This is a genomic window from Gottfriedia acidiceleris (assembly GCF_004138285.1).
In the GTDB taxonomy this organism is placed as follows: Bacteria; Bacillota; Bacilli; order Bacillales; family Bacillaceae_G; genus Gottfriedia; species Gottfriedia acidiceleris_A.
On record NZ_SCFN01000003.1, the window covers coordinates 1 to 19,887 of the forward strand.

General features: G+C 31.1%; 19 protein-coding genes and 1 pseudogene. 6 read left to right on the forward strand and 14 right to left on the reverse strand.

The window, feature by feature from the left end; translation table 11 throughout:
* Positions 1–332 precede the first annotated feature (332 nt).
* Complete coding sequence (locus tag EP747_RS25315; RefSeq protein WP_419179274.1) at positions 333–545, reverse strand: peptidoglycan-binding domain-containing protein; 213 nt, start codon at positions 543–545, stop codon at positions 333–335.
* Positions 546–551: 6 nt separating this feature from the next.
* Positions 552–941: pseudogene (locus tag EP747_RS05235) on the reverse strand (M15 family metallopeptidase); the annotation flags it as partial.
* Positions 942–1,380: 439 nt separating this feature from the next.
* Here EP747_RS05235 and sspO point away from each other — a divergent pair.
* The 3 genes from sspO (at position 1,381) to EP747_RS05250 (ending at position 2,523) form a co-directional block, all read left to right on the forward strand.
* Positions 1,381–1,527 (forward strand): small acid-soluble spore protein O, encoded by a 147-nt coding sequence (gene sspO, locus EP747_RS05240; RefSeq protein ID WP_069032362.1) that lies wholly within the window; start codon positions 1,381–1,383, stop codon positions 1,525–1,527.
* Positions 1,528–2,195: 668 nt separating this feature from the next.
* The gene (locus EP747_RS05245) at positions 2,196–2,330 is read left to right on the forward strand and encodes a small acid-soluble spore protein P (RefSeq protein ID WP_082459649.1); all 135 of its coding nucleotides are present in this window, start codon (positions 2,196–2,198) and stop codon (positions 2,328–2,330) included.
* Positions 2,331–2,364: 34 nt separating this feature from the next.
* The gene (locus EP747_RS05250) at positions 2,365–2,523 is read left to right on the forward strand and encodes a YfhD family protein (RefSeq protein WP_235832765.1); all 159 of its coding nucleotides are present in this window, start codon (positions 2,365–2,367) and stop codon (positions 2,521–2,523) included.
* A gap of 49 nt (positions 2,524–2,572) precedes the next feature.
* Here the strand turns inward: EP747_RS05250 and EP747_RS05255 are convergent, their stop codons facing one another.
* From EP747_RS05255 to EP747_RS05275, 4 genes are all read right to left on the reverse strand, one after another.
* The gene (locus EP747_RS05255; RefSeq protein ID WP_129688859.1) at positions 2,573–3,277 is read right to left on the reverse strand and encodes a DsbA family protein; all 705 of its coding nucleotides are present in this window, start codon (positions 3,275–3,277) and stop codon (positions 2,573–2,575) included.
* 677 nt (positions 3,278–3,954) lie between these two features.
* Positions 3,955–4,140: a DUF7716 domain-containing protein gene (locus tag EP747_RS05265; RefSeq protein ID WP_129688860.1), complete on the reverse strand. Its 186-nt coding sequence runs from the start codon at positions 4,138–4,140 to the stop codon at positions 3,955–3,957.
* Between the two features lie 42 nt (positions 4,141–4,182).
* Positions 4,183–4,362, reverse strand: coding sequence for a hypothetical protein (locus EP747_RS05270; protein WP_129688861.1), 180 nt, complete (start codon positions 4,360–4,362; stop codon positions 4,183–4,185).
* 132 nt (positions 4,363–4,494) lie between these two features.
* Positions 4,495–4,965 (reverse strand): hypothetical protein, encoded by a 471-nt coding sequence (locus EP747_RS05275; RefSeq protein ID WP_129688862.1) that lies wholly within the window; start codon positions 4,963–4,965, stop codon positions 4,495–4,497.
* 185 nt (positions 4,966–5,150) lie between these two features.
* On the opposite strand from EP747_RS05275, the gene EP747_RS05280 reads away from it, so the two are divergent.
* Positions 5,151–5,582 (forward strand): DUF2621 family protein, encoded by a 432-nt coding sequence (locus tag EP747_RS05280; protein WP_069032356.1) that lies wholly within the window; start codon positions 5,151–5,153, stop codon positions 5,580–5,582.
* Positions 5,583–5,610: 28 nt separating this feature from the next.
* On the opposite strand, the gene EP747_RS05285 is transcribed toward EP747_RS05280, so the two are convergent.
* Together EP747_RS05285 and EP747_RS05290 are read right to left on the reverse strand one after the other, a co-directional pair.
* Entirely contained in the window at positions 5,611–6,090 is a 480-nt protein-coding gene (locus tag EP747_RS05285; protein WP_129689103.1) for a CcdC family protein, read from the reverse strand.
* A gap of 231 nt (positions 6,091–6,321) precedes the next feature.
* A complete protein-coding gene (locus EP747_RS05290) occupies positions 6,322–7,029 on the reverse strand; it encodes a cytochrome c biogenesis CcdA family protein (protein ID WP_129688863.1) in 708 nt (235 codons plus the stop codon).
* Positions 7,030–7,664: 635 nt separating this feature from the next.
* Between EP747_RS05290 and EP747_RS05295 the strand changes: the two genes are divergently transcribed.
* Positions 7,665–8,405 carry an AzlC family ABC transporter permease gene (locus EP747_RS05295; RefSeq protein ID WP_129688864.1) on the forward strand — a complete coding sequence of 247 codons (741 nt, stop codon included), beginning with the start codon at positions 7,665–7,667 and terminating at the stop codon, positions 8,403–8,405.
* Entirely contained in the window at positions 8,402–8,707 is a 306-nt protein-coding gene (locus tag EP747_RS05300; RefSeq protein WP_129688865.1) for an AzlD domain-containing protein, read from the forward strand. Before EP747_RS05295 ends, EP747_RS05300 begins: the two co-directional genes overlap by 4 nt.
* Before the next feature lie 100 nt (positions 8,708–8,807).
* Here the strand turns inward: EP747_RS05300 and EP747_RS05305 are convergent, their stop codons facing one another.
* The 6 genes from EP747_RS05305 to sirA form a co-directional block, all read right to left on the reverse strand.
* The gene (locus tag EP747_RS05305) at positions 8,808–10,697 is read right to left on the reverse strand and encodes a S53 family peptidase (RefSeq protein ID WP_205753804.1); all 1,890 of its coding nucleotides are present in this window, start codon (positions 10,695–10,697) and stop codon (positions 8,808–8,810) included.
* Between the two features lie 705 nt (positions 10,698–11,402).
* Positions 11,403–13,187 (reverse strand): ABC transporter ATP-binding protein, encoded by a 1,785-nt coding sequence (locus EP747_RS05310; protein WP_129688866.1) that lies wholly within the window; start codon positions 13,185–13,187, stop codon positions 11,403–11,405.
* Between the two features lies 1 nt (position 13,188).
* On the reverse strand, positions 13,189–14,940 hold the full coding sequence (locus tag EP747_RS05315; RefSeq protein WP_129688867.1) for an ABC transporter transmembrane domain-containing protein: 1,752 nt from the start codon (positions 14,938–14,940) through the stop codon (positions 13,189–13,191).
* Between the two features lie 790 nt (positions 14,941–15,730).
* Positions 15,731–18,022 carry an FIMAH domain-containing protein gene (locus EP747_RS05320; protein WP_205753805.1) on the reverse strand — a complete coding sequence of 764 codons (2,292 nt, stop codon included), beginning with the start codon at positions 18,020–18,022 and terminating at the stop codon, positions 15,731–15,733.
* A 955-nt stretch (positions 18,023–18,977) separates the two neighbouring features.
* The gene (locus tag EP747_RS05325) at positions 18,978–19,190 is read right to left on the reverse strand and encodes a YneF family protein (protein WP_056476721.1); all 213 of its coding nucleotides are present in this window, start codon (positions 19,188–19,190) and stop codon (positions 18,978–18,980) included.
* Between the two features lie 85 nt (positions 19,191–19,275).
* Positions 19,276–19,713, reverse strand: a complete 438-nt coding sequence (sirA, locus tag EP747_RS05330) for a sporulation inhibitor of replication protein SirA (RefSeq protein WP_056476717.1) — start codon at positions 19,711–19,713, stop codon at positions 19,276–19,278.
* Positions 19,714–19,887 lie beyond the last annotated feature (174 nt).

Here is a 19,887-nt window from a genome sequence, read left to right on the forward strand (position 1 = left end):
CCCCAACTTATATCATAAGTATTCCTTATGACCTTTTAATTCAAAGTTACTATAATTATCTTTTACCCAATTATATCAAAGTTTATATCAATATAATTAAATTAAGTTTTTAAATATTTGTGAACGTGTTGTGATTTTTGAAGGTGTGAGACTGTAAAACGTGTGGATCAATTTTTAAGATTATTATAAAGATGAAAACATTTTAAGTAAAACAAACCCTGTATCAATACTAATACAGGGTTTGAACTAAGTTTTATTTTTACACTTTGAAATTTTGAATGGCATTTTCATTTTAAACTAAACTAAATTCTGTATTACGATTTTACTTTTTCTTAGTCAAATAATTTTGCCCAAGTTTTTGGACCTACTTTTCCATCTATAGACAGGCCATGTTTCTTTTGAAAATTTCTTACTGCCCGATCTGTAATGGGACCGAAAATACCGTCTGCGGTAACTCCTAATTCTTTTTGAACTAATTTAACACTATTTCCTTTTGAACCTGATTTTAAAAGCGTTCCTGGATATGCAAGTGGTTTAGATTCCAATACTTTATCAGTACCATATCCTTTGTATTCAAATTGTAAATGTGGCTGATCTACAAATCCACTCCAGTCCCCACCCCATGTGAAGCCAATGGATTTAGCATATTTAATTGCCGATTTAAATGGTTCAGAATCGTATGAATTCCACCCTTCTTTACCATTTATTATTGGAACAAAATCTAATGCTTGACCTACAAGATGATATGATTTCCTAGTTTGTGACTTGCCATTATCAACTAGTTCTTCTTGACGTTCTTTTGTTCGGGTCGTTTCGTAAATTAAAACATTGATATTGTTTTTAATACAATAATTGTACCATTTTAAAGCTGCTTGCTTTGTGTTAGGTGCTAACTTATTTATATTTGATAAATTTCTTTCGTGATAAGTTGGATTTGTCATTTATGATTTCCCCTTTTAAATAAATTTAAAAAGCCAACCTACTTAGGAAGACTTATCCCGTTAAATAACTTCGCTTGCTTGATTACTTCTAAATGAATAATCAAACCGTACACATAAGCCAATATATTCATAAAATTGAAATATGGTTTGAATAAATAGTCCAAAAGATATCGTTTTTTTCTCCCGGACAAGTCTTTAATCCCGTTGTTTTTTTATTTCCAGTTAAAGCTCAATTCCAGCAACATTACACAAAAAAACACCTATTGTAAGGTGCTGTCATTGAAAAAGCCTTAGAATTGCTTTCACACATTATTTACCAATTGAATTTTTAGTGTACTTAAAAAAATATAGGAAAGAATATCGATTATAAAAGGCAGTTTTCAGACTCATTCAACAAAGAAGTGTTTAAGAAAATGGCCTTATATAAGGAGGAATAATCATGTCTAGACGTAAAAATAATTCTGGTAGCGGAATGTCAGCCTCAATCGAGCAAGGGAAAGCGGCTGGTTTTAATGAAGAAACTGCACAAGAGCCACTTTCAGCTGATTATAAGTTAAACAACAAAAAGACGAAAAAAAGACAATAAAAAAAATAGCAAGCAATTTGTAAGAATTGCTTGCTATTCTTTAATATTTTTTGATCATTACTCAAAATCATCTTTTCGTTTTCTTAATACCTTTGTTCAACGGCGATTGAGGCATTAAATAAATAATATCTCCTGTTCTTTTCGTATCTCTATTAACATTACTTTTTCTTCGATTATAGTATAGGAAAAAATTAATTACATTTTTTTGTCTCTTATTATATTGAACTTTCTTGAACAAGAGATAGAGTACGATCACACCCGAATATATAAGACAAACTGTTAGTACTTGCATAATCAGTATCAGTCTCCTCTTTCATTTTGAATATTACTAGTATTGGTCAAATTACTTGTTTCATACATCAAAAGAGTCAGACAAACTAAAAAAATTAACTTTTACTCTATTAATTTCTTAGATTTAATTGTTGTTTGTCGTTTTTATTATGAAAAATAATTTTCTCAACATTCAAATTTTTACAATCAATATTAGATGAATTAGATCATAAGAAATACCTCCCTTTCATTAATTTATTTATATATATGGAAAATGGTTATCGAAAATTATTAGAAAAAAATGATTAAAACGCTTTCATTTGTAAATTAGTAAATATTTCATTTTGGCATATTTTTTCGCTTACAACTAATGCTATTCATAAAGGAAGGTGACAAGAATGACAAACAAATCGTCAAAAAGAAATAGCCCAATTGACCATGAAAGTGGACAACCAAAACCATTAAGCGGCTCTCATAAAGTGAAGAACCAAAATCATACAAGACAGAAAAAACATAGTAGCCACGATATGTAATTTAAATTAGTTAGTAATAATGGAGGGTTTTAATTTGAAGAAGCAGAAAAGTACTTTCAATTCTAATTTTAATAAGAATGTAAAGCCTGATGGCCTTGATGTCGAGTATTCAGCTGAATTAGCAGATCATGATGATATAGAGGCACAAGAACGTTCAGCTCAAGCAGATGCACGTGTAAAGAAAAAATTGTAATTTGCTATACAAAAAAAGGTATGCGATTTTTCCGCATACCTTTTTTTAATTATTTGTTTATTTCAGCGTCGATAGCTGCTTTAATTGATTCTAAGCTAGGATTGTCCACTGCTTTACCATTTACAAATATTGTAGGTGTTCCGTTAACACCATAATGGTTAGCAATTGCAACATCGTTAGCAACTTGTTTCATTGCATCTTTTTTGTATAAATCTTTTTTAAATTGTTTTTCATCTAAATTCGGAATAACAGATTTCGCAATGCTTGCTAGTTTATCAGGTGTAGCCCAAGTAGTTGTTTCATCTTCTTGTTTTAAATAGATTTGCTCTTGAAACTTCCAAAATGAATCTTTATGAGTTTTATAAACTACTTCTGACGCTAGTGCAGCTAAATTTGAATCTTTCGAAATAAACGGATAGTTAATAAATGAAAAATTGATTAAACCATTATCTATATAATCGGCTTTAAGTTGTGGGAAAACTACTTTATTCCATTGAGCACAAATTGGACATTTATAATCACCAAATTCAACTACTTCAACTTTTGCATCTTTATTGCTAAATGTTGGTTGATCCTTTGTGTCAAATCCATCAACTTTTACTTCATTTACTCCAGCAATTGCTGGATAAACTTCTTCAGTCTTTTTATCTTGCAATTTAGAAACTAAAAATAATGCTCCAACTAAAACAACTATTCCAACAAATACAGAAATAGCAAACGTTTGGTTACTATTAGATTTTTTCTTTTTACTCATTAGTGCTATATTCCCCCTACAATTATGTACTGTACATTATTGTAACATAAACTAAAGTAACCTAACTATTCATAACCCTTGTGATAGAATATTATTCTTTTTTAAAGATTAACCTACAAATCATAAAGTTCTTATTCAAGTTCATTAGTAAGTAAAATATTACTTTTTGAAGAAAAAAAGAGGCTGTCTAAATAAAAACACTTCATTACAAATTAACATCTTTTAATTTTCAATTAAAAGACATGCTGTTGAAAAAAGAATTTGTCACTTAAATTGTTGTATTGATCATTGATAAGTAAGTTGTGTCATTTTGATTTCCACTACAGGGTGCTCGCTTTCCATGGGGCGAGACCTGAGCCTCCTCGGCTCCGCCTGTGGGGTCTCAGCCTTCCCGCTTCTCCCATAGGAGTCGAGCACCCTTTCGTTCCAATCAAGTTCTTTATAAAAAATAATAATCTTAAAAACAATAAAAAAGTCAATTGAACGAATGAAGTATCCTTTTTTAAACAAATTGTAACTTATGATGAGTACTTACAAATCTTTACAAATATTGATTGTCAAAAAGAAATTTAATTTTTGAAAGTTAGTCTAAACATTTATATATCAACCAAAATCATTAGTTTATCAATAAGATGGCAGATAAAACAAAAAGAAATAGATTCTTTTTTCATAGAAAATCATTTAATGTTTGTATTTTCAATTTTGACTACAATATATTCAACACTCAGTCTTTTAATTTTTACAAATAAATAACAAGAAGAATTCAAATCCCATTTCTCTCCATTTTGTAAAAACAGAGACTCGTTCCATTGGAAGTCACTTGCATTAATTAATAAATCTCTTAATACCACTAAATTTTTCATGTTTTATTACCTCGTCCTTGAGCCTTCAAAACCTTGTTTGTTTCACTTATTTATATAAAAATTATAACATTTCTTATTAACCAACGTGCCATTTCGCTCATCAATTATGGCTAATAACATCCCTTTAAATCCACCAGTTAAAATAAATAAATAGTGCTTACTCCTTTTTAGTAAAAATGTTTTCTTTCTAATCTCACTCTGATTTATTTTATTACTTAGCACTATAAAACTCCCCTTTTCTTATGCAACTAAACTGCCATATAATTGCATAAGAAAATCAACAATCAACTTTAAAAGAGTTTTTTTAAAAGCAAAAAGCCAAGTCTACATTTAAATAAACTTGGCTTTCATTTATTAGTTATTTTTATTTACTAAAATAATCAATTCTTCATCAAATATAATGTCAGAATTTAAATTTAAAAGTTCTCTTATAAAAGCTTTTGGATTTTCGAGGGTTAAAATAATTGGTTGTACTGACTCGTTAATATGAATTAATAAAGTTATTATTTCCTTATTTTTTCCATAAACTTCGACTAATTGCTTTATTTCTGTTATATCATTGACCTTAAGTTTAACTGTTAAAATGCCTTTATGAATAATAATTTCATCTTGGATTAATACAATATCACTTCTTATTAGGCGGAAAGCTGTAATACTTAAAACAAATACAACTACAGCGATTTGCAAATAGGACTTATAATCATTTCCATTTCCTACAAGCATTGATATTAACTTGTACAGGATGACCAGGAATATTGAACTTGCGGCCATATAAAATAAAACACTTAGAAAAGTAAAGTGAGAAGAGAATTTAGTTTGTTTCACAATACTCGCCTCCTCTACGACTTTTTTCTTTATTTTTTCTACTATATGATTCAAATACTTAAAATGAAACTAGTACTTAAAAATAAATGGTCATTTTTTGACAAAAAACATATGTACTTGCTTGATACTTGTCATATTTTCTTACTATAATAGTGGTATGTTTACCTAATACAAGGAGGATACATATGTTTTCGTTCTTTTCTCAAATTATGATTGTCTTATGGACAATTTTCTTGTTAGGAATGATGTCAATCGGCGGATACTTTATGTTCAGAAAGTTTTTGAAAAGATTACCTAAAGAGGATGGGAAATCAATTTTAGATTGGCAGGAAGAATATTTACAAAAAACAAGACATTTGTGGTCAACTGAACAGAAAGAATTACTTGAAGAATTAGTAAAACCTGTTCCATCTTTATTTAGAGATATAGCTCGAGATAAAATAGCGGGAAAAATTGGTGAATTGGCATTACTAAATAACGCTTCGCAAATTACACAAGGCTTAATTATTGAAGGATATATTAAAGCAACTCCTAAGCGAGATCATGCATTTTTAGTTAAAACACTAAAGAAAAAAGAAATCGATTTTGCTGATTTTAAGCATTTACTTGCAAAATAAAACGTGTACCGAAAAGGTACACGTTTTTTCATGTGATAATTGTATTTGAAGGAAGCTGTCTTCTCATTTTTTGATATGATTTGTACATTGCTAAGCGCCAAGGAACAATCATTGAAAATGCTAATAAGAAGAACATACCACTCAATTGGCCTACATCGATTGATGAACTTAAATATAACTTCATCACGATTCGAACGACTAATAAACCAAGTAAGATAAAGACAAAAGCTTTTGATCTTTTTAAATAAATTTCATTATCTACAATTTCAAATTTAGATGTTTTAATCAAAAATAACGAAAAAAATACGCCCATACAAACAGCTTCTAATACTTCAGAACCTGTTAATCTAAACTCTGGTACTAAGTACATTAAAGCTCCACTACTCATAAAAAATGGAGGTAAAATTATTTTTTTAAGGTTTGTAGGCTTTTTAGCAGCTTTTAGTCTAACGACAATTACACCTAAAGCCATACAAGTTGCTACTACTGTGCTAAATATAATACTCATATCTTTACTCATTTTTTCACTACCTTTTTCTCAATCTTAAAGAATAACAATACTTATATGAATTGACTATTATCGAAACTGATTAATACAGTTTTTGTGAATACAAAGCTCTCAATCTTGGCTCCATGATCTTTTAATCATATAAACTGATTATATAATACTGCTTCTACCACATCGATGCAAATCCAATAACTTCAAATCCTGCATTTTTTTACATTGGAAAAATAAAGTTTAAAATCCAGTAAATCCACCAAAAAATCTAGTAAAATAAATTGTTATTTTAGTTAACCAATCAAAATATAACATGACTCCCATTATGATCATGATATATCCACCAAAAACGACGATTTTATGTGAATACTTTTTAATCCAACCTAGCGATCCTAAATAAAACGACAAAACAAAGAATGGAATAGAAAATCCCAGTGTATATGCTAACATATAAAATAAACTTGAACCTGGATTACTTACAGCAAGTGCAAATACTGAAGTTAAGATTGGTCCAGTACAAGGTGTCCAACCTGCCGCAAATGCTAATCCAATTAGAGTAGAACCTAGAAATCCTGAAGGACGTTTTGAAAATTGAAACCTTCGATCATTCATTAGAAACTTCGGTTGAAAAATACCCGTTACGACTAATCCTAAAAATACAATTAAAATCGCACCAACTTGACGAATAAAATCTTGATAACGCATAAAAAAAGAACCAATTATGGAAGTGCTAAAACCTAAAACAATAAAAATAATTGTAAAACCTAGTAAAAAGAACAAAGTATGTAATAAAGTTTTACTTTTATGTATTCTTTTTTCATTTTGTAAATCACTTAAAGATACCCCTGTAATATACGATAAAAACGCTGGATAAATCGGTAGACAACATGGAGAAATAAAGGAGAGAAATCCCGCTCCAAATGCAATACCAATATTTAAATCCCCCATTAACTTACATCCCTTCTCATCTTTACATTCTAGATAACATTATAACAGAATTACTTTTTATTTAGTATTAAAAGTAGTTAATAGACCGCATCGTACACATATTTTAAGAACCTCTAATAATTCATTCATTACCAAAAAATTGTAAAATAGTGATTGAAATGGAATATTTTCACTAAAATTTCGGCACACTTCTTAATAAACTAATTTATTATTAAGGTGGAAAAATGTTTAAAAAAATATGGCCAAGTATTTTATTATTATTAATCCTTATCATGTACTACTGGAAAATATTACCTATAATTTATAAATTTCATGAATAAGTCAAAAAATTTTTATGGCATTTCTAAAAATTCCTCTTTTTAACTTCAAATGTACTTTAATTCAAAAATTCATAAAAGATCATCCCAAATTTATAATAAATTATATTTTTAGTATTATAAAAGTTTTCTTAATTTTATAGTATAATCATATGACAATCTTTGGTGGCCAATCATTTTCAAACACTGAACAAGCATGAATACAGAAATATAAAGTGTAGGAAAAGATTTTAAATAGCTGCCATCTCAACTATTGAACACTTTATTGTTCTAACCTTACTAAAGGATACTTTAATTGAAGGGAGTTTATAACTTAATATGTCTACTGTTTTGCAGCAATCAAAAACTACACACACAAAAGCAAATCGTAGTAAAGAAATGAAGGAAGGATTTTTAGCGTCTGTTCCTTTAATTATTGGCTATTTGCCTGTTGCTTTTACATTCGGATTAATTGCAAAGCAAGCTGACATTGATGTGCTAAATACTCTTTCATTTAGCGCGCTAGTTTATGCTGGAGCTAGTCAGTTTATGGGTTTATCAATGTATTTGGCAGGAGTGAGTTTTTTCCAAATTTATATTGCTACATTTATATTAAATTTTAGAAACTTTGTTATGAGTCTATCATTTAATCATCAATTTAAAACCTTACCATTTTGGCATAGAGTCTACTTATCTATCACACTAACAGATGAAAATTTTGCTGTTACAACTTTAGGTAAAAAAAGCAGTTCAGCAAGTTATTCGTCCATTTATCTTATTACATTACATACAATTGCTTATTGTACTTGGATAAGCGGTACTATTTTAGGTGTAGTTTTTTCTAAATTAATTCCAAAGATTATTAGTGAAAGCATGGGAATATCTTTATACGCTATGTTTATCGGGTTATTAACCCCAGCCATTCGTACTAATTGGAGAGCATGTTTAATCGTATTAGTGAGTATGCTATTAAATTTCATCCTTTCATCTTTTTTAAGTCAAGGCTGGTCATTAATTTTGTCTTCCATTCTTGCTAGTTTACTTGCAATTGTATTAATGAAAGGAGATCACAAAAAATGATTGTCTTTTTACTAGTTTTAGGAATGTGTTTAGTGACAATGATTCCTCGAATTATTCCAGTATTTATCGTTGATCGAATTCAATTTCCAAACTGGGTATCCTCCTGGTTAAAAGGAGTTCCATATGCTGCATTGGGTGCATTAATTTTCCCAGGAATATTAAGTGTTCAAAAGGGAAATATCAGTGTCGGACTCATTGGTGGATTAGTTGCAATTATCTTATCATTACTTAGATTACATATCATTTTCGTTGTTTTTGGAGCAATTGGAACGGTTTTAGTGATGAAGCTTTATTTTATTTAGTTATTTTCTATATCCCTTATTTATTTTCAACGATCAATTGTTTAATAATTTAAGTTCAACAAAAAAGTCGCAAATAGATGCGACTTTTTCTTTTTGAAATTTATTTTTCTGAAGTACTGAATTTATCAGCTAATTTTGCTACATCAGGTATTCCAAGTCCTGTAGCTTGGTTATAAAGCGTACCTGGTGTACCAGAATAGAATAGATTATCGTTTTCATTACCAGCTTTATTTAATGGCGTGAAAGGTGAAGAACTTTGTTGTGCAAAACGATAAATTTGCGGATTCCAGAATCCAACTTGTGTGTGATCTGCACTATTAATTAGTGCTGATAAACCATTCAGTTGTGGTGATACGAAACTTGTTCCTCCAAATACAGCATATCCTGAATTTGTACCTGGTTTTCCTGGATCACTTAAATACACATAATAACCAGTGTATGGGTCTGCAGCCATCGATAAATCAGGTAGATTACGGCCTGTACCTTTTCCTGAAATAACTGTAGGTTGTTTATATGTGACACTTGATAAATCAGGTGAAATAGTAAACTCATCTACTGCAGAAAACTGGTTAACACCACTAACTCCTTTTTGATAATCTGGAGTATCAAAATGAGTACTGAAACCTCCACCACCACCATTAATTAAGTTAGTATCTGGTAGTTTTCTAGCTTTGTAATATTCATTTAGATAATCCCATCCCCAAGCACGTTCTTCACCTACTTTGACATCGACGCCTGTTGAATTAGAGTGGAATTGGAAAGGTAATGTCGTTCCACCCGCTACAGTAATGTACGGACTTGCTGCTGGAAAATCTGCTGTGAGTTTAAATACTTTATCTGCACCTCTAGTTTCATCATAAGCACCTGCATCACCAGCCGCAGCAAACATCGATATTCCTTGTGCTGCTGCCTGCATGAATAATTGATTAAATGTATCTTCATATTCTGGTGCTTCCATTTGCTGCTGTACGTATGAATCAATACTCAATTCACTTGATCCCCAACTTACTGAAATTTGTTTAGCTACATTCTCATTAATTGCATTTGAAAATGCATCTACAAATCCAGTATCCGAGTTAGGACCTACATACACATTAATATTTGCATCAGGAGCAATTGCACCCGCTTGCTGTACATCTAAAGTAGTTTCTTCATAGCCATCCCATCCAGAACCGCCATCTACCTCATTTACTTTAATGCGATTAGGCTTTGTTTTAATTCCTACATTGTCCCAGAATTTATAAGCATCGTCTGTATTAAATTCTGCTAATGTAACAATACCGATTGTTTGGCCAGCACCAGTCGCTCCCTTTTTATAAAGTGGATTAACATTGTAATGACTTTGTAAATCTTGCGGTGTTAAACTAAGTGGACCAGTTGGTACATCCTTCTTATCAATTATTGCTGGTTGTTTAACAGCTCTCGATTCTAAATTCGAATAATTATTTAAACCTAATATACATAAAATATTATCTGAAATTACTTTTGGTAAAGTTGGATTCTTTTTAGTAGCATGAATACTTTTACCTTTATAACTAGCATATTTTAAATCTACATTTAAGGCTTTATTTAATTGAGCAACCGTTCCTGTTGCTGTAACCGTTAAATTATTTGCATGAACATCAGTTTTAATACCATATGCTTGTAGGTAAGAAGTAACGGAATGGATATAAGCTGGATTTGGTGCATATTTAGCTTTGAATTCATCAACACTTAAATATTTTCGATAATGAGGAGAGTATGGTGTAACTGTTTCCTTTATATATTTTTCTAAATCATCTTTGTTTTGAAGCTTCAAAACAAAATCGATGGATAAAGTAGTGTTAGGATCCATATCTCCAAAATAATTTGTTCCATCTAGAACAGCAGCCCCTGTACCTTGAGCTACTTCCTTATTCACCTCTGCTGCTACTTTAGAGGTTGGTGCGTTAACAAATAGTAAAGAACTCGCCGCTGCTACAGTCATTATTGGTTTTTTCCAGTTTTTCAAAGCATATTCCTCCTTGTTGAGTACGTAAAATTCCTAAATTAAAAGACTAATATAGTAGAATAATAAATTTAATACGCTTTCATTTTCATATTTAAATTCAAAAATATTAAATTTATTCTCTGATATCGATTATAATTCTCGAAATAGTCTTAAAAAAGAAATATTATTCGATACAAAAAGCTAAAATCCACCAATTTCCGAACAATTACTACAAATTTCGTAAAATATTTAGTAATATTTTCCTTTTTTGAATTTACTATAAACGCAACAAATTAGAAAATATTTATTAAGTTTTTAACATTAATTATGTAATCTAATCAAATTTTAATTATTATAAAATAGTTAATTTTAAATATATTTAGTACATTTCAGTAAATTTTTCCGCTTAAACAATTAAGAAATTAATTTCCAGCCTACCTACGACACTTTACATAATTGAACTAATAGTATGAATTCTAAATATCTTTCCTAATAGTTTTTACATTTTTTCTATTATTTCAATTTAATTATTCAAGTGCATACTAAAAAAACATATGTTAATTAGTGCTTACTAGAATAATTTTACACTTCAAACTAATGACAATCGGATTGGATCTATTAATCAGTACTTTATGGTTTTATTAATGATGGGTTAATTTTTACTAATATTCTCTTGAATATAGTTCTAAATAAAAAAAGTAGCTAGAAAATCTAGCTACTTTTTCATTACTCAGCCAATAATAAAGACCCTTTATTTTGTAATAGGTACATATTATAGTACAATCCTTGTTTTGCAAGAAGCTGTTGGTGGTTACCTTCTTCTACGATTTTACCTTTGTGCAATACATATATGCAGTCAACATCTTGAATTGTTGATAAACGATGAGCGATGATAACTGTAGTTCTACCTTTTCTCATCTCTGTTAAAGCTTCTTGAATTGCTTCTTCTGTTTCACTATCAATATTTGCAGTTGCTTCATCTAAAATAAGAATAGTAGGTTTAGCTGCGATTGTTCTTGCAAACGTGATTAATTGGCGCTGTCCACTTGATAAAGTTGAACCTCTTTCAACAACTGCCTCATCATAACCATTTGGTAATTTTTCAATAAATTCATTCGCTCTAACTAATTCAGATGCTTCTTTAATTTCTCTCTCTGTTATTTTGTTATTATACATTGAGATATTCCCTTTTATATCTCCGACAAATAAGTATGGATCTTGTAAAACTAATCCGATATTAGAACGTATTTCACTTTCTTCAAATGTTGATAGTTTTTGATCATCAATCTGAATTTCCCCGTCTTTCACATCGTAAAAACGTAATAATAAATTCATGATTGTTGACTTACCACTTCCTGTATGACCAACAAATGCAACTGATTGACCAGGTTTAACTGAGAATGAAATATCATGAATTACATTGTGCACTCCATCATATGCGAATGAAACATTTTTAAAATCAATACTTCCTTCTTTTACTTTTGGTAAGTCAGTTCCAACTTTAGTAGGAGCTTTTTGTTCTTCATCCATTAAGTCAAATACTCTGGATGATGATACGACAGCTTGCTGTAATAAAGATAATTTCATCATCATTTGCGTGATTGGTTCAAAAAATCTTTCTAAATAACTTACAAATGCATAGACTGTACCAATTTCAACTGGATTACTAAAAGAAGTAATTCCAAAGAAGCTAAGAACAAACATTATTCCAATTGTATAAATTAAATCTGTTGCTGGTCTTAAAAACAGAGAATCTAATCGTATTGTTTTTACACCTGCATTATAGTGAGACTTATTAACACCCTCAAATTCATTTTGTAATCTTTTTTGTTGGTTAAATGCTTGTATAATTGACATACCTTGTAAGTGTTCATTTAATTTAGCATTTAAATTACTTAACTGCCCTCTAGTTTCCATAAAAAATGGAAAACTCTTTTTACGATAGGTTAGTATAATAAAATAAACAATTACAACTAACCCTACACAAATCGTTGCTAATTTAGCGTCTAATGAGTACATCGCAATAATGATTCCCACTAAAAAGACAATTTGCTGAATAAACGTTGCCAGTACACTAACGTAAAAATCTTTTATAGCTTCTGTATCATTAGTAATTCTAGATACAATACTTCCAATCGGGGTTTTATCAAAAAAAGAAAAAGCTAATGAATGTACATGCTCATAAACTTTCATTCTTATATCTTGAACAACTTTAAAAGCAATTTGTTGAAACATTAAAAGCTGTAAATATGATAAAACGATTTTTCCGATTGTTATTGCAACATATATAGAAAATAACATTACGATTGTATCTTTTGGAAAATACCTTTTCATTAAATGATCATCTAAAAATCTTTTAACTAAAATGGGACCATACATTTCACATGCTGTTGCAAGGAATAAGAAAATAAATGCAAAAGTCAGTAAAACTTTATATTTTTTTAGAAATGAAAGAAGACGTATTAAATCTTTTTTCTGCCTTGTAGCATCGATTTCAATCTCCTGATTCATTTTATCTCCCTCCTTGCTCTACTAGTTCTTCTAGTTGTTGTCTTTCAAACATTTCTTTGTACCAACCATCAATTTGAACTAAATCGTCATGTTTACCTCGTTGAATAATTCTTCCTTCATCTAAAACGATGATTAAATCACTATGCATGACTGCACTCATACGATGAGAAGTAATAAATGTTGTTTTCCCACTTCTTTCATCCTTTAAAGAGTGTAATATTTTTTCCTCTGTTTTTGCATCCACCGCGGATAAACAGTCGTCTAATATTAAAATATTAGGATTTTTAATTAAAGATCTAGCGATTGAAATTCTTTGTTTCTGGCCACCAGATAATGATACTCCTCTTTCTCCTACAATCGTGTCGTAGCCTAACGGGAATTCTAAAATATCTGCATGAATATTAGCAATCTCGGCAGCTTTATGTACTGTTTCGATTGAAGAATCAATTTGGCTAAATGCAATATTTTCCTTAACCGATGATGAAAATAAGAAATGTTCTTGCGGTACATAACCAATATGTGATCTAAGAGATAATAAAGTTGTATCTTTAATATCTAAATCGCCAACTGAAATACTCCCATTAACTACTTCATATTCTCTCAATAAAAGTTTTAAAAAAGTTGTTTTTCCTTGACCTGTTTTCCCAACTATTCCAATTGTTTGACCTTCTTGAACATTAAAATAAATATCCTTTAATTCAAAATTTGATTCTTCATTAAACTTAAATGAATCAATTGAATAAGTAATTTCACCCATCGGAAGTTTTTCTAATGCATTGTTTTTATTTTTAATTTCAGGTTCAACACTCAATAAAGAACGTATTCGATCATAAGAAGCACGGCCTCTTTCGACAATATTGAATAACCATCCAATTGCAAGCATTGGCCATATTAATATTCCTAAATAAGTAACAAATGTAATTAATTGCCCAACTGTAATATCATCTGCAATAACTAATCTAGATCCATAAACAACCGCAATAATATAGCAAATCGAAACGACTAACATAATTGTTGGATCAAAAAGAGCATCAATTCTAGCAACTCTCATATTGTATTTTACTACTAAATCTGCTTGATTTTTAAAAGCAGTTACATCTTCTTTTGTTTGCCCTAAACTTCTGATAACCTTTAAACCACTCATACTTTCTTGAACTTTATTATTTAATTCTGAAAATGATTCTTGCGCTAAATGAAAACGTTGATGTAATAATTTACCATAATATTGAGTCAAAATGGCCATTACTGGTAATGGCAATAGACTAATAAGCGTTAACTTCCAACTTATTGAAACTGCCATCATAATTAGTACCGATCCACCTAAAATAATAGAATCAACAAAAGTTAAGATTCCAGCCCCAGCTGTTTCACGTACTGCTTGAACATCGTTTGTTGCGTGTGCCATTAAATCTCCTATTCTATTTTTTTGATAAAACGATGGAGACATTTTTGAAAAATGATTATATAAATCATCTCTAAGCTGTCTGGCTAACTTTAAAGAAGAGCCAAATATTAATCTCCTCCACCAATATCGAAATGCATAAAGAAGTAACCCATTAATAAAAATTAAACCTACCCAAAAAAGTAAGTTTTTACTACTAAGTGAGTTTTTTACCATTTCATCAATTACATAACCAATAACCTTCGGAGGTAGTAGCTCTAAAATTGCAACGATTACTAAAAGAGATATTCCCCAAACATAGCTTCTTTTTTCTTGTTTAAAAAACCAAAACAAATCTTTAAAAACTGACATTCCTTCACCCCCGCAATGCTATCAAACTTAATTTTATAATATTTAGAAAACTCAAAACATAGTGTTCATTATAACATAAAAATTAAATAATTTTTAATAATCTGCTCATTTAAAGTGGTTGTTAATTTTCGGTAAAGCCAATGACTTGTGTCTCTATAAAGATTAACTGGAATGACAAAAAATAGAAATAAGTTGACATAATAATCATACCACCCTATGGTAAAATTTATTTAAGAAGTGGATTATGGAAGATACTCGAGATAAATCTAAATGTAAATGAGTGGCAACATTTCACTTATTAACAGAATGTTCATCTTTGTAGATTTCTCTATATTTCTTAAACCTACCATTAAGAAAATAAGTGGCACTAAAAAACAGAAAAGCCCCTTTTTAAGGAACAAGCCCACAGATCTTTACCAAAACGTTCTAAAGAAAATAGTTTATTACTAAACTTGAATAGAAAAATAAAGGATGAAATTGACAAATTTAAAAAAACAATTAATAGTTGTTCTCTCTAAGGATCCAATTATAAAACATTAATATAGTTCGATTTAGTAAAGGCCCCGATAATTAATCGGAGCCTTTTAATAAGTTAATTTATCACAAAAAACCACTTTCCATTGTTTCATTATCCAATAGAAAGTGGTTCTATTTTTGCTTATTATTGTATGAACTAATTGATTTCACATTTTTTATGAAGAATTGACACTTTAATGTTCTTCCATTTCTAAAACATCAAAATCGCCCTTATCCCCGGTACACGCAATCTATCCTGAACAGTGAATCTACCCTATTTCCAGACCTCAATCATTGCATCAGCGTACGCTTTTAAATTATTATACGCTTTTGCGGAGATCTTTTTCGAAGCATATTCATTATCTAGAAATCCTTTAAAATCATTAAGATGTTTGACAACTTTATCCGCAGAATCTTTCTTTTCAAATTGGTCTACAGATCTCAAATGTGCCTTCAAGGCTTCGGCTGAACCTGCTTTGAAAGCTCCTGCTTTGTCGAAGCTGTCGATTATAGAACTTACTCCAGCTGCGTTAAGATTGCTCAGCAAAAGATTGCTGTCGGTAGCACTTTGATTTGAGTCTGTTTCTGAAGTTGCGGTAAAGTTAATATTGGCCGGACCTGTCATACCCTTCGGAATTTTCACATACACCGGTACATCAACAGTTTTACCCGGTTCAACTGCAACAATATTGTTATCAAGTTGAACTGTCCAATCATCACCTGCAGAAGCGTTAACTCGAATAAGATCCTTTGCATCGCCGGTATTTGTAACATTAAAATGGTAAACTGCCACTTTGCCCGCAACTGCCGGTTGTATCGTGCCAGCACTTACGTTTACGCCGCGTTTATAGGTACCTGAGCCTTCCGTATTACGAACTGCAACTTGATAATGAAGTACACCGTCATTACCTTTGTATTTTCCTAAAATGTAGAATTGAAGATGATTGTAAGGATCGATGTACTCACTGACAACATCGTCTTGGCTAATAGAACCATCGAATTTCCCACTAACCAAACTAGCCCCATTCCCTGCATGGAATAAAGAATCCAGGGTTTGTCTTGGATCACCTTTTGTAACTGAAACTGTTGTACCGTCAGGCTTTGTAAAGTCCTTCACTGCGATATCTTCAGGATGTGAATCAACTGGCCAAATGAACGGAGCAGTCTCCGCATTTTTCGTTTTGGAAATCAATACACCTGAATCAGCTGCAAAGGAATCCGCACCTACCCGGTCTACCACTTCAATGGTGTAGTTATTGTACTTAGCGTTGTTTACGTTCCCTACCATATCATTACGCCAGTCACCGCTTAAGTAATTGCTTGGTGTTAAATCGTTCATACTGATATTGATACCATGGAGTCCTGTTCGGTCGAATTTACTGCCAATTGGTACTTCGCGCGCGATAATATCCGCAAACACCGGTCCAGACTCTTTTAATTCATCACGGTTGAGCTTCAAGACTTCATCATTGGATAGAAATCCCTGTTTCATCTTATTTCGAAGCGTATGTGGTGCCGGCAAGGAAGAACCAAGGGTAGCTGGAATCATCCAGCGGGTATGCGTTCCACCTGGACCATTAAATGACCCACGACTCATCGTTTCCCAATAACCCGAATAGGTTCGAGGATCTAAAGCAGCATTATTATAGTTATCGCCTAGCCCTTTAAGATGACCAAATTCGTGGGCAAATGTTGACATGCCATCACTTTCTCCTTGAATAGAAACACGAATCGATTTACCGTTTAATGTTGCACTCGATGCAGCAGACCAAATAGATTTAGCTGCAAACCAAGAAGTCCATGGTACATAACGAGTTTTTGCCCAGGTTGGCATGTTCTCAAATCCAGGTAAATTCGGTGGACCAAATTCAGAAGGCACCGCGTTCTGATTCATAAACTTCATTTCTCCCAGTTCTTGCCATACTGTTGATTCATCATAGCCAGCATGCACGATAAACGCAAAGTCATAATTTTTTCCAGATGCGATTATATCGGCTGTTGCCGCATTTATACCATCCTGGAAGAGGTTTCCGGTTTTATAATTACTCGGCAGAAAACCAGAATTAAAACTGTCAAGCCCATACTGAAATTCGTATTTATCCAAGCGGTAGGGACCGTAAGAATCAAGGGTTACGCCCCATTTTCCATATGAGTTCTCTTTCCAAAAGCCATCGATTGTCTGATAATGATTTAACTCACTCGGAACATTCAAGTAATTCGTCCAAAACTCCCCAAGCTTTTCTCGGGGAACAGCGTCGACTTGTGGATTACCGATGAGATCTTTACCTTTAGGTAAGGTCAAAATAAAATCCTGACCTGGAAAGTCGACCAAAATCAATGCCCCTTTAAGGTTTGTTTCTGGTTGTATACTCTTATCGGTACTCCAGTTAATACCCGGGACTGGTTTATAATCATTCCACGTCATATTCTCTGGATTCACCCATGACTGGGGATCCACTGGTCCGGGCATTTTATCTAGCCCTGGTTCAGCAGCGAATGCAGCTGTTGAATACATCGAAATCAATAATGTGGTCGATAGTACAGCAATCTTAAATCTACGCTTCAAAAAGATTCTCCTCTCACTTGTAAAATAACCAATCATTTATGTAGCTTTCGTTTTCGAATTTGCCCTGTCGATTATGTAATGTCATCATTTCTTTTTTCCGCCTCTTTATCGTCACCTCCTGATCAAGCTAAGAATCTACTTGTATCCCCCCTTTAAAGCTATTAAACATATAATCATAAATCGGAAAACAACCTGCCAAATTTCTTACCCCTTCATAAAATCTATCTTTTTTGATAAACCTACAATTTACAAATTAATAGACTTCATTGAAGTTTACGAGATGCACTTGTATGATGAAGCACGATAAAGTATTTAATAGTTTCTTAATAATTCTAAGCTTTTAATAATGTGTATTTTGACAAATATTGGAACTATCATAAAATTTTTTATCGACTTACTCCTTCATGTAACTTGTTAAATAGTTAGAAATCGACGTATTAAACAATTATTTTCCGAAGTATTTGTCAATTGTTTATGGAATTTGAAATGTTCTGTATAAAAATATTTGTTCTAAAATAACTTGCCGATGTACAAAATGATTAAGAAATTTACACTTAAATTATGAATACGCATGTCTTAACCAAACTGTCTGTATTGGAGTGTTTCATTAAAAACTGTATGATAAACTGAATTCTTCTAAATGAAAAGTTAAGAAAAAGATATAAAAAAACACCAACTTTTCGCGAAAGTCAGTGTTTTTAAATTTTAATTTCCCCTCTTTTTTAGGACTAACCTCTTTTGGTAATCTTAAAAATTTTTCTATAAAAACATAAAAACCACTCTCCTGTTGGTTAATTCCAACAGAATAAGTGGTTTCAGATTAGTAAAATGAGTCATGATTTAAATAATTACAAATTCTTGATGCAGGATTCACTTAAAAAACTGTTTCCAGAAAGAATATGTTCAATATTTATTTCAAAACAAGCTATAAAGCCTTATATTTTAAAAGGATTTATTATTTTGTTTGGTTGTTCATAGCCTTCATCATTTGGTTAATTTTCTTTTGTGAAGGTTTTTGTCCCATTTGAGCCATCATTACTTTTAACATTTGTTCATTAATTGGTGGATTTTTCTTTAGGTAGTTCATTGTATATTGACGAGCTATGAAAAATCCAATCGCTACACCTGCAATTAATGCTAAGATGCCGACTAGAAAGTATACCCACATTTTATTGCTTCCTCCTTAAAATCATCTAGAAACAATTTTACTAAAACTAACCAGTTTATACAAGAGCAAACTGCAATTTAATCGTTTAAATATACTTTTGATAGGCAATAGGTCTTAGCCAGCCAAATCGCTGATCCTTCACATCAATTGCAATGAATGTTGAACGAAATTTTCTTAATAGCTCAAAGAATATTGTTTCTGCCTCTAATGATCCTTCTGCATATAAAATAAGTTCGTGAGGATAAAGTTTTAGCTGAGCTTTTGCACCATCAACAAGTTCGAGAAGATACTCTCCAGTTTCCTCATAAAAGTAGATTTGTTGAGAATCAAATTTGCGAATAAATGTATGTAGCTCGAATAATGGTATTGGTTCTGTTATATATTCTAATTGTTTTTCGATTATTTTCCTTAATTCAATAGAAGAGTAATAATACTCATATACTAGTTGATATATTTTATGCTCTTTCCCATAAAATTCTATAGACAGTGGTTCTCGAATTAAAAAAATTTTATATTCCCTCATATCTTGTCCACTCCCAACAACTATCTGTAAGGAAAATTATATAAAATTCCATTCAAAATATTTGTCATTTTTAAGGAGTGAAAATCAACTAGTTTTGTCGAAAAATCTTTAATAAAGCATTATATTGAAAAAAGATTTAGGAAATAGGAAAAGAATTTAAAATCCTTTCCCTAC

Bases quoted from the DNA above. Each gene is read 5' to 3' on its own strand.
- sspO (WP_069032362.1), top strand. From the start codon at position 1,381: ATGTCTAGACGTAAAAATAATTCTGGTAGCGGAATGTCAGCCTCAATC.
- EP747_RS05245 (WP_082459649.1), top strand. From the start codon at position 2,196: ATGACAAACAAATCGTCAAAAAGAAATAGCCCAATTGACCATGAAAGT.
- EP747_RS05255 (WP_129688859.1), bottom strand. From the start codon at position 3,277: ATGAGTAAAAAGAAAAAATCTAATAGTAACCAAACGTTTGCTATTTCT.
- EP747_RS05265 (WP_129688860.1), bottom strand. From the start codon at position 4,140: ATGAAAAATTTAGTGGTATTAAGAGATTTATTAATTAATGCAAGTGAC.
- EP747_RS05280 (WP_069032356.1), top strand. From the start codon at position 5,151: ATGTTTTCGTTCTTTTCTCAAATTATGATTGTCTTATGGACAATTTTC.
- EP747_RS05285 (WP_129689103.1), bottom strand. From the start codon at position 6,090: ATGAGTATTATATTTAGCACAGTAGTAGCAACTTGTATGGCTTTAGGT.
- EP747_RS05290 (WP_129688863.1), bottom strand. From the start codon at position 7,029: ATGGGGGATTTAAATATTGGTATTGCATTTGGAGCGGGATTTCTCTCC.
- EP747_RS05295 (WP_129688864.1), top strand. From the start codon at position 7,665: ATGTCTACTGTTTTGCAGCAATCAAAAACTACACACACAAAAGCAAAT.
- EP747_RS05300 (WP_129688865.1), top strand. From the start codon at position 8,402: ATGATTGTCTTTTTACTAGTTTTAGGAATGTGTTTAGTGACAATGATT.
- EP747_RS05310 (WP_129688866.1), bottom strand. From the start codon at position 13,187: ATGAATCAGGAGATTGAAATCGATGCTACAAGGCAGAAAAAAGATTTA.
- EP747_RS05315 (WP_129688867.1), bottom strand. From the start codon at position 14,940: ATGTCAGTTTTTAAAGATTTGTTTTGGTTTTTTAAACAAGAAAAAAGA.
- EP747_RS05325 (WP_056476721.1), bottom strand. From the start codon at position 19,190: ATGTGGGTATACTTTCTAGTCGGCATCTTAGCATTAATTGCAGGTGTA.
- sirA (WP_056476717.1), bottom strand. From the start codon at position 19,713: ATGAGGGAATATAAAATTTTTTTAATTCGAGAACCACTGTCTATAGAA.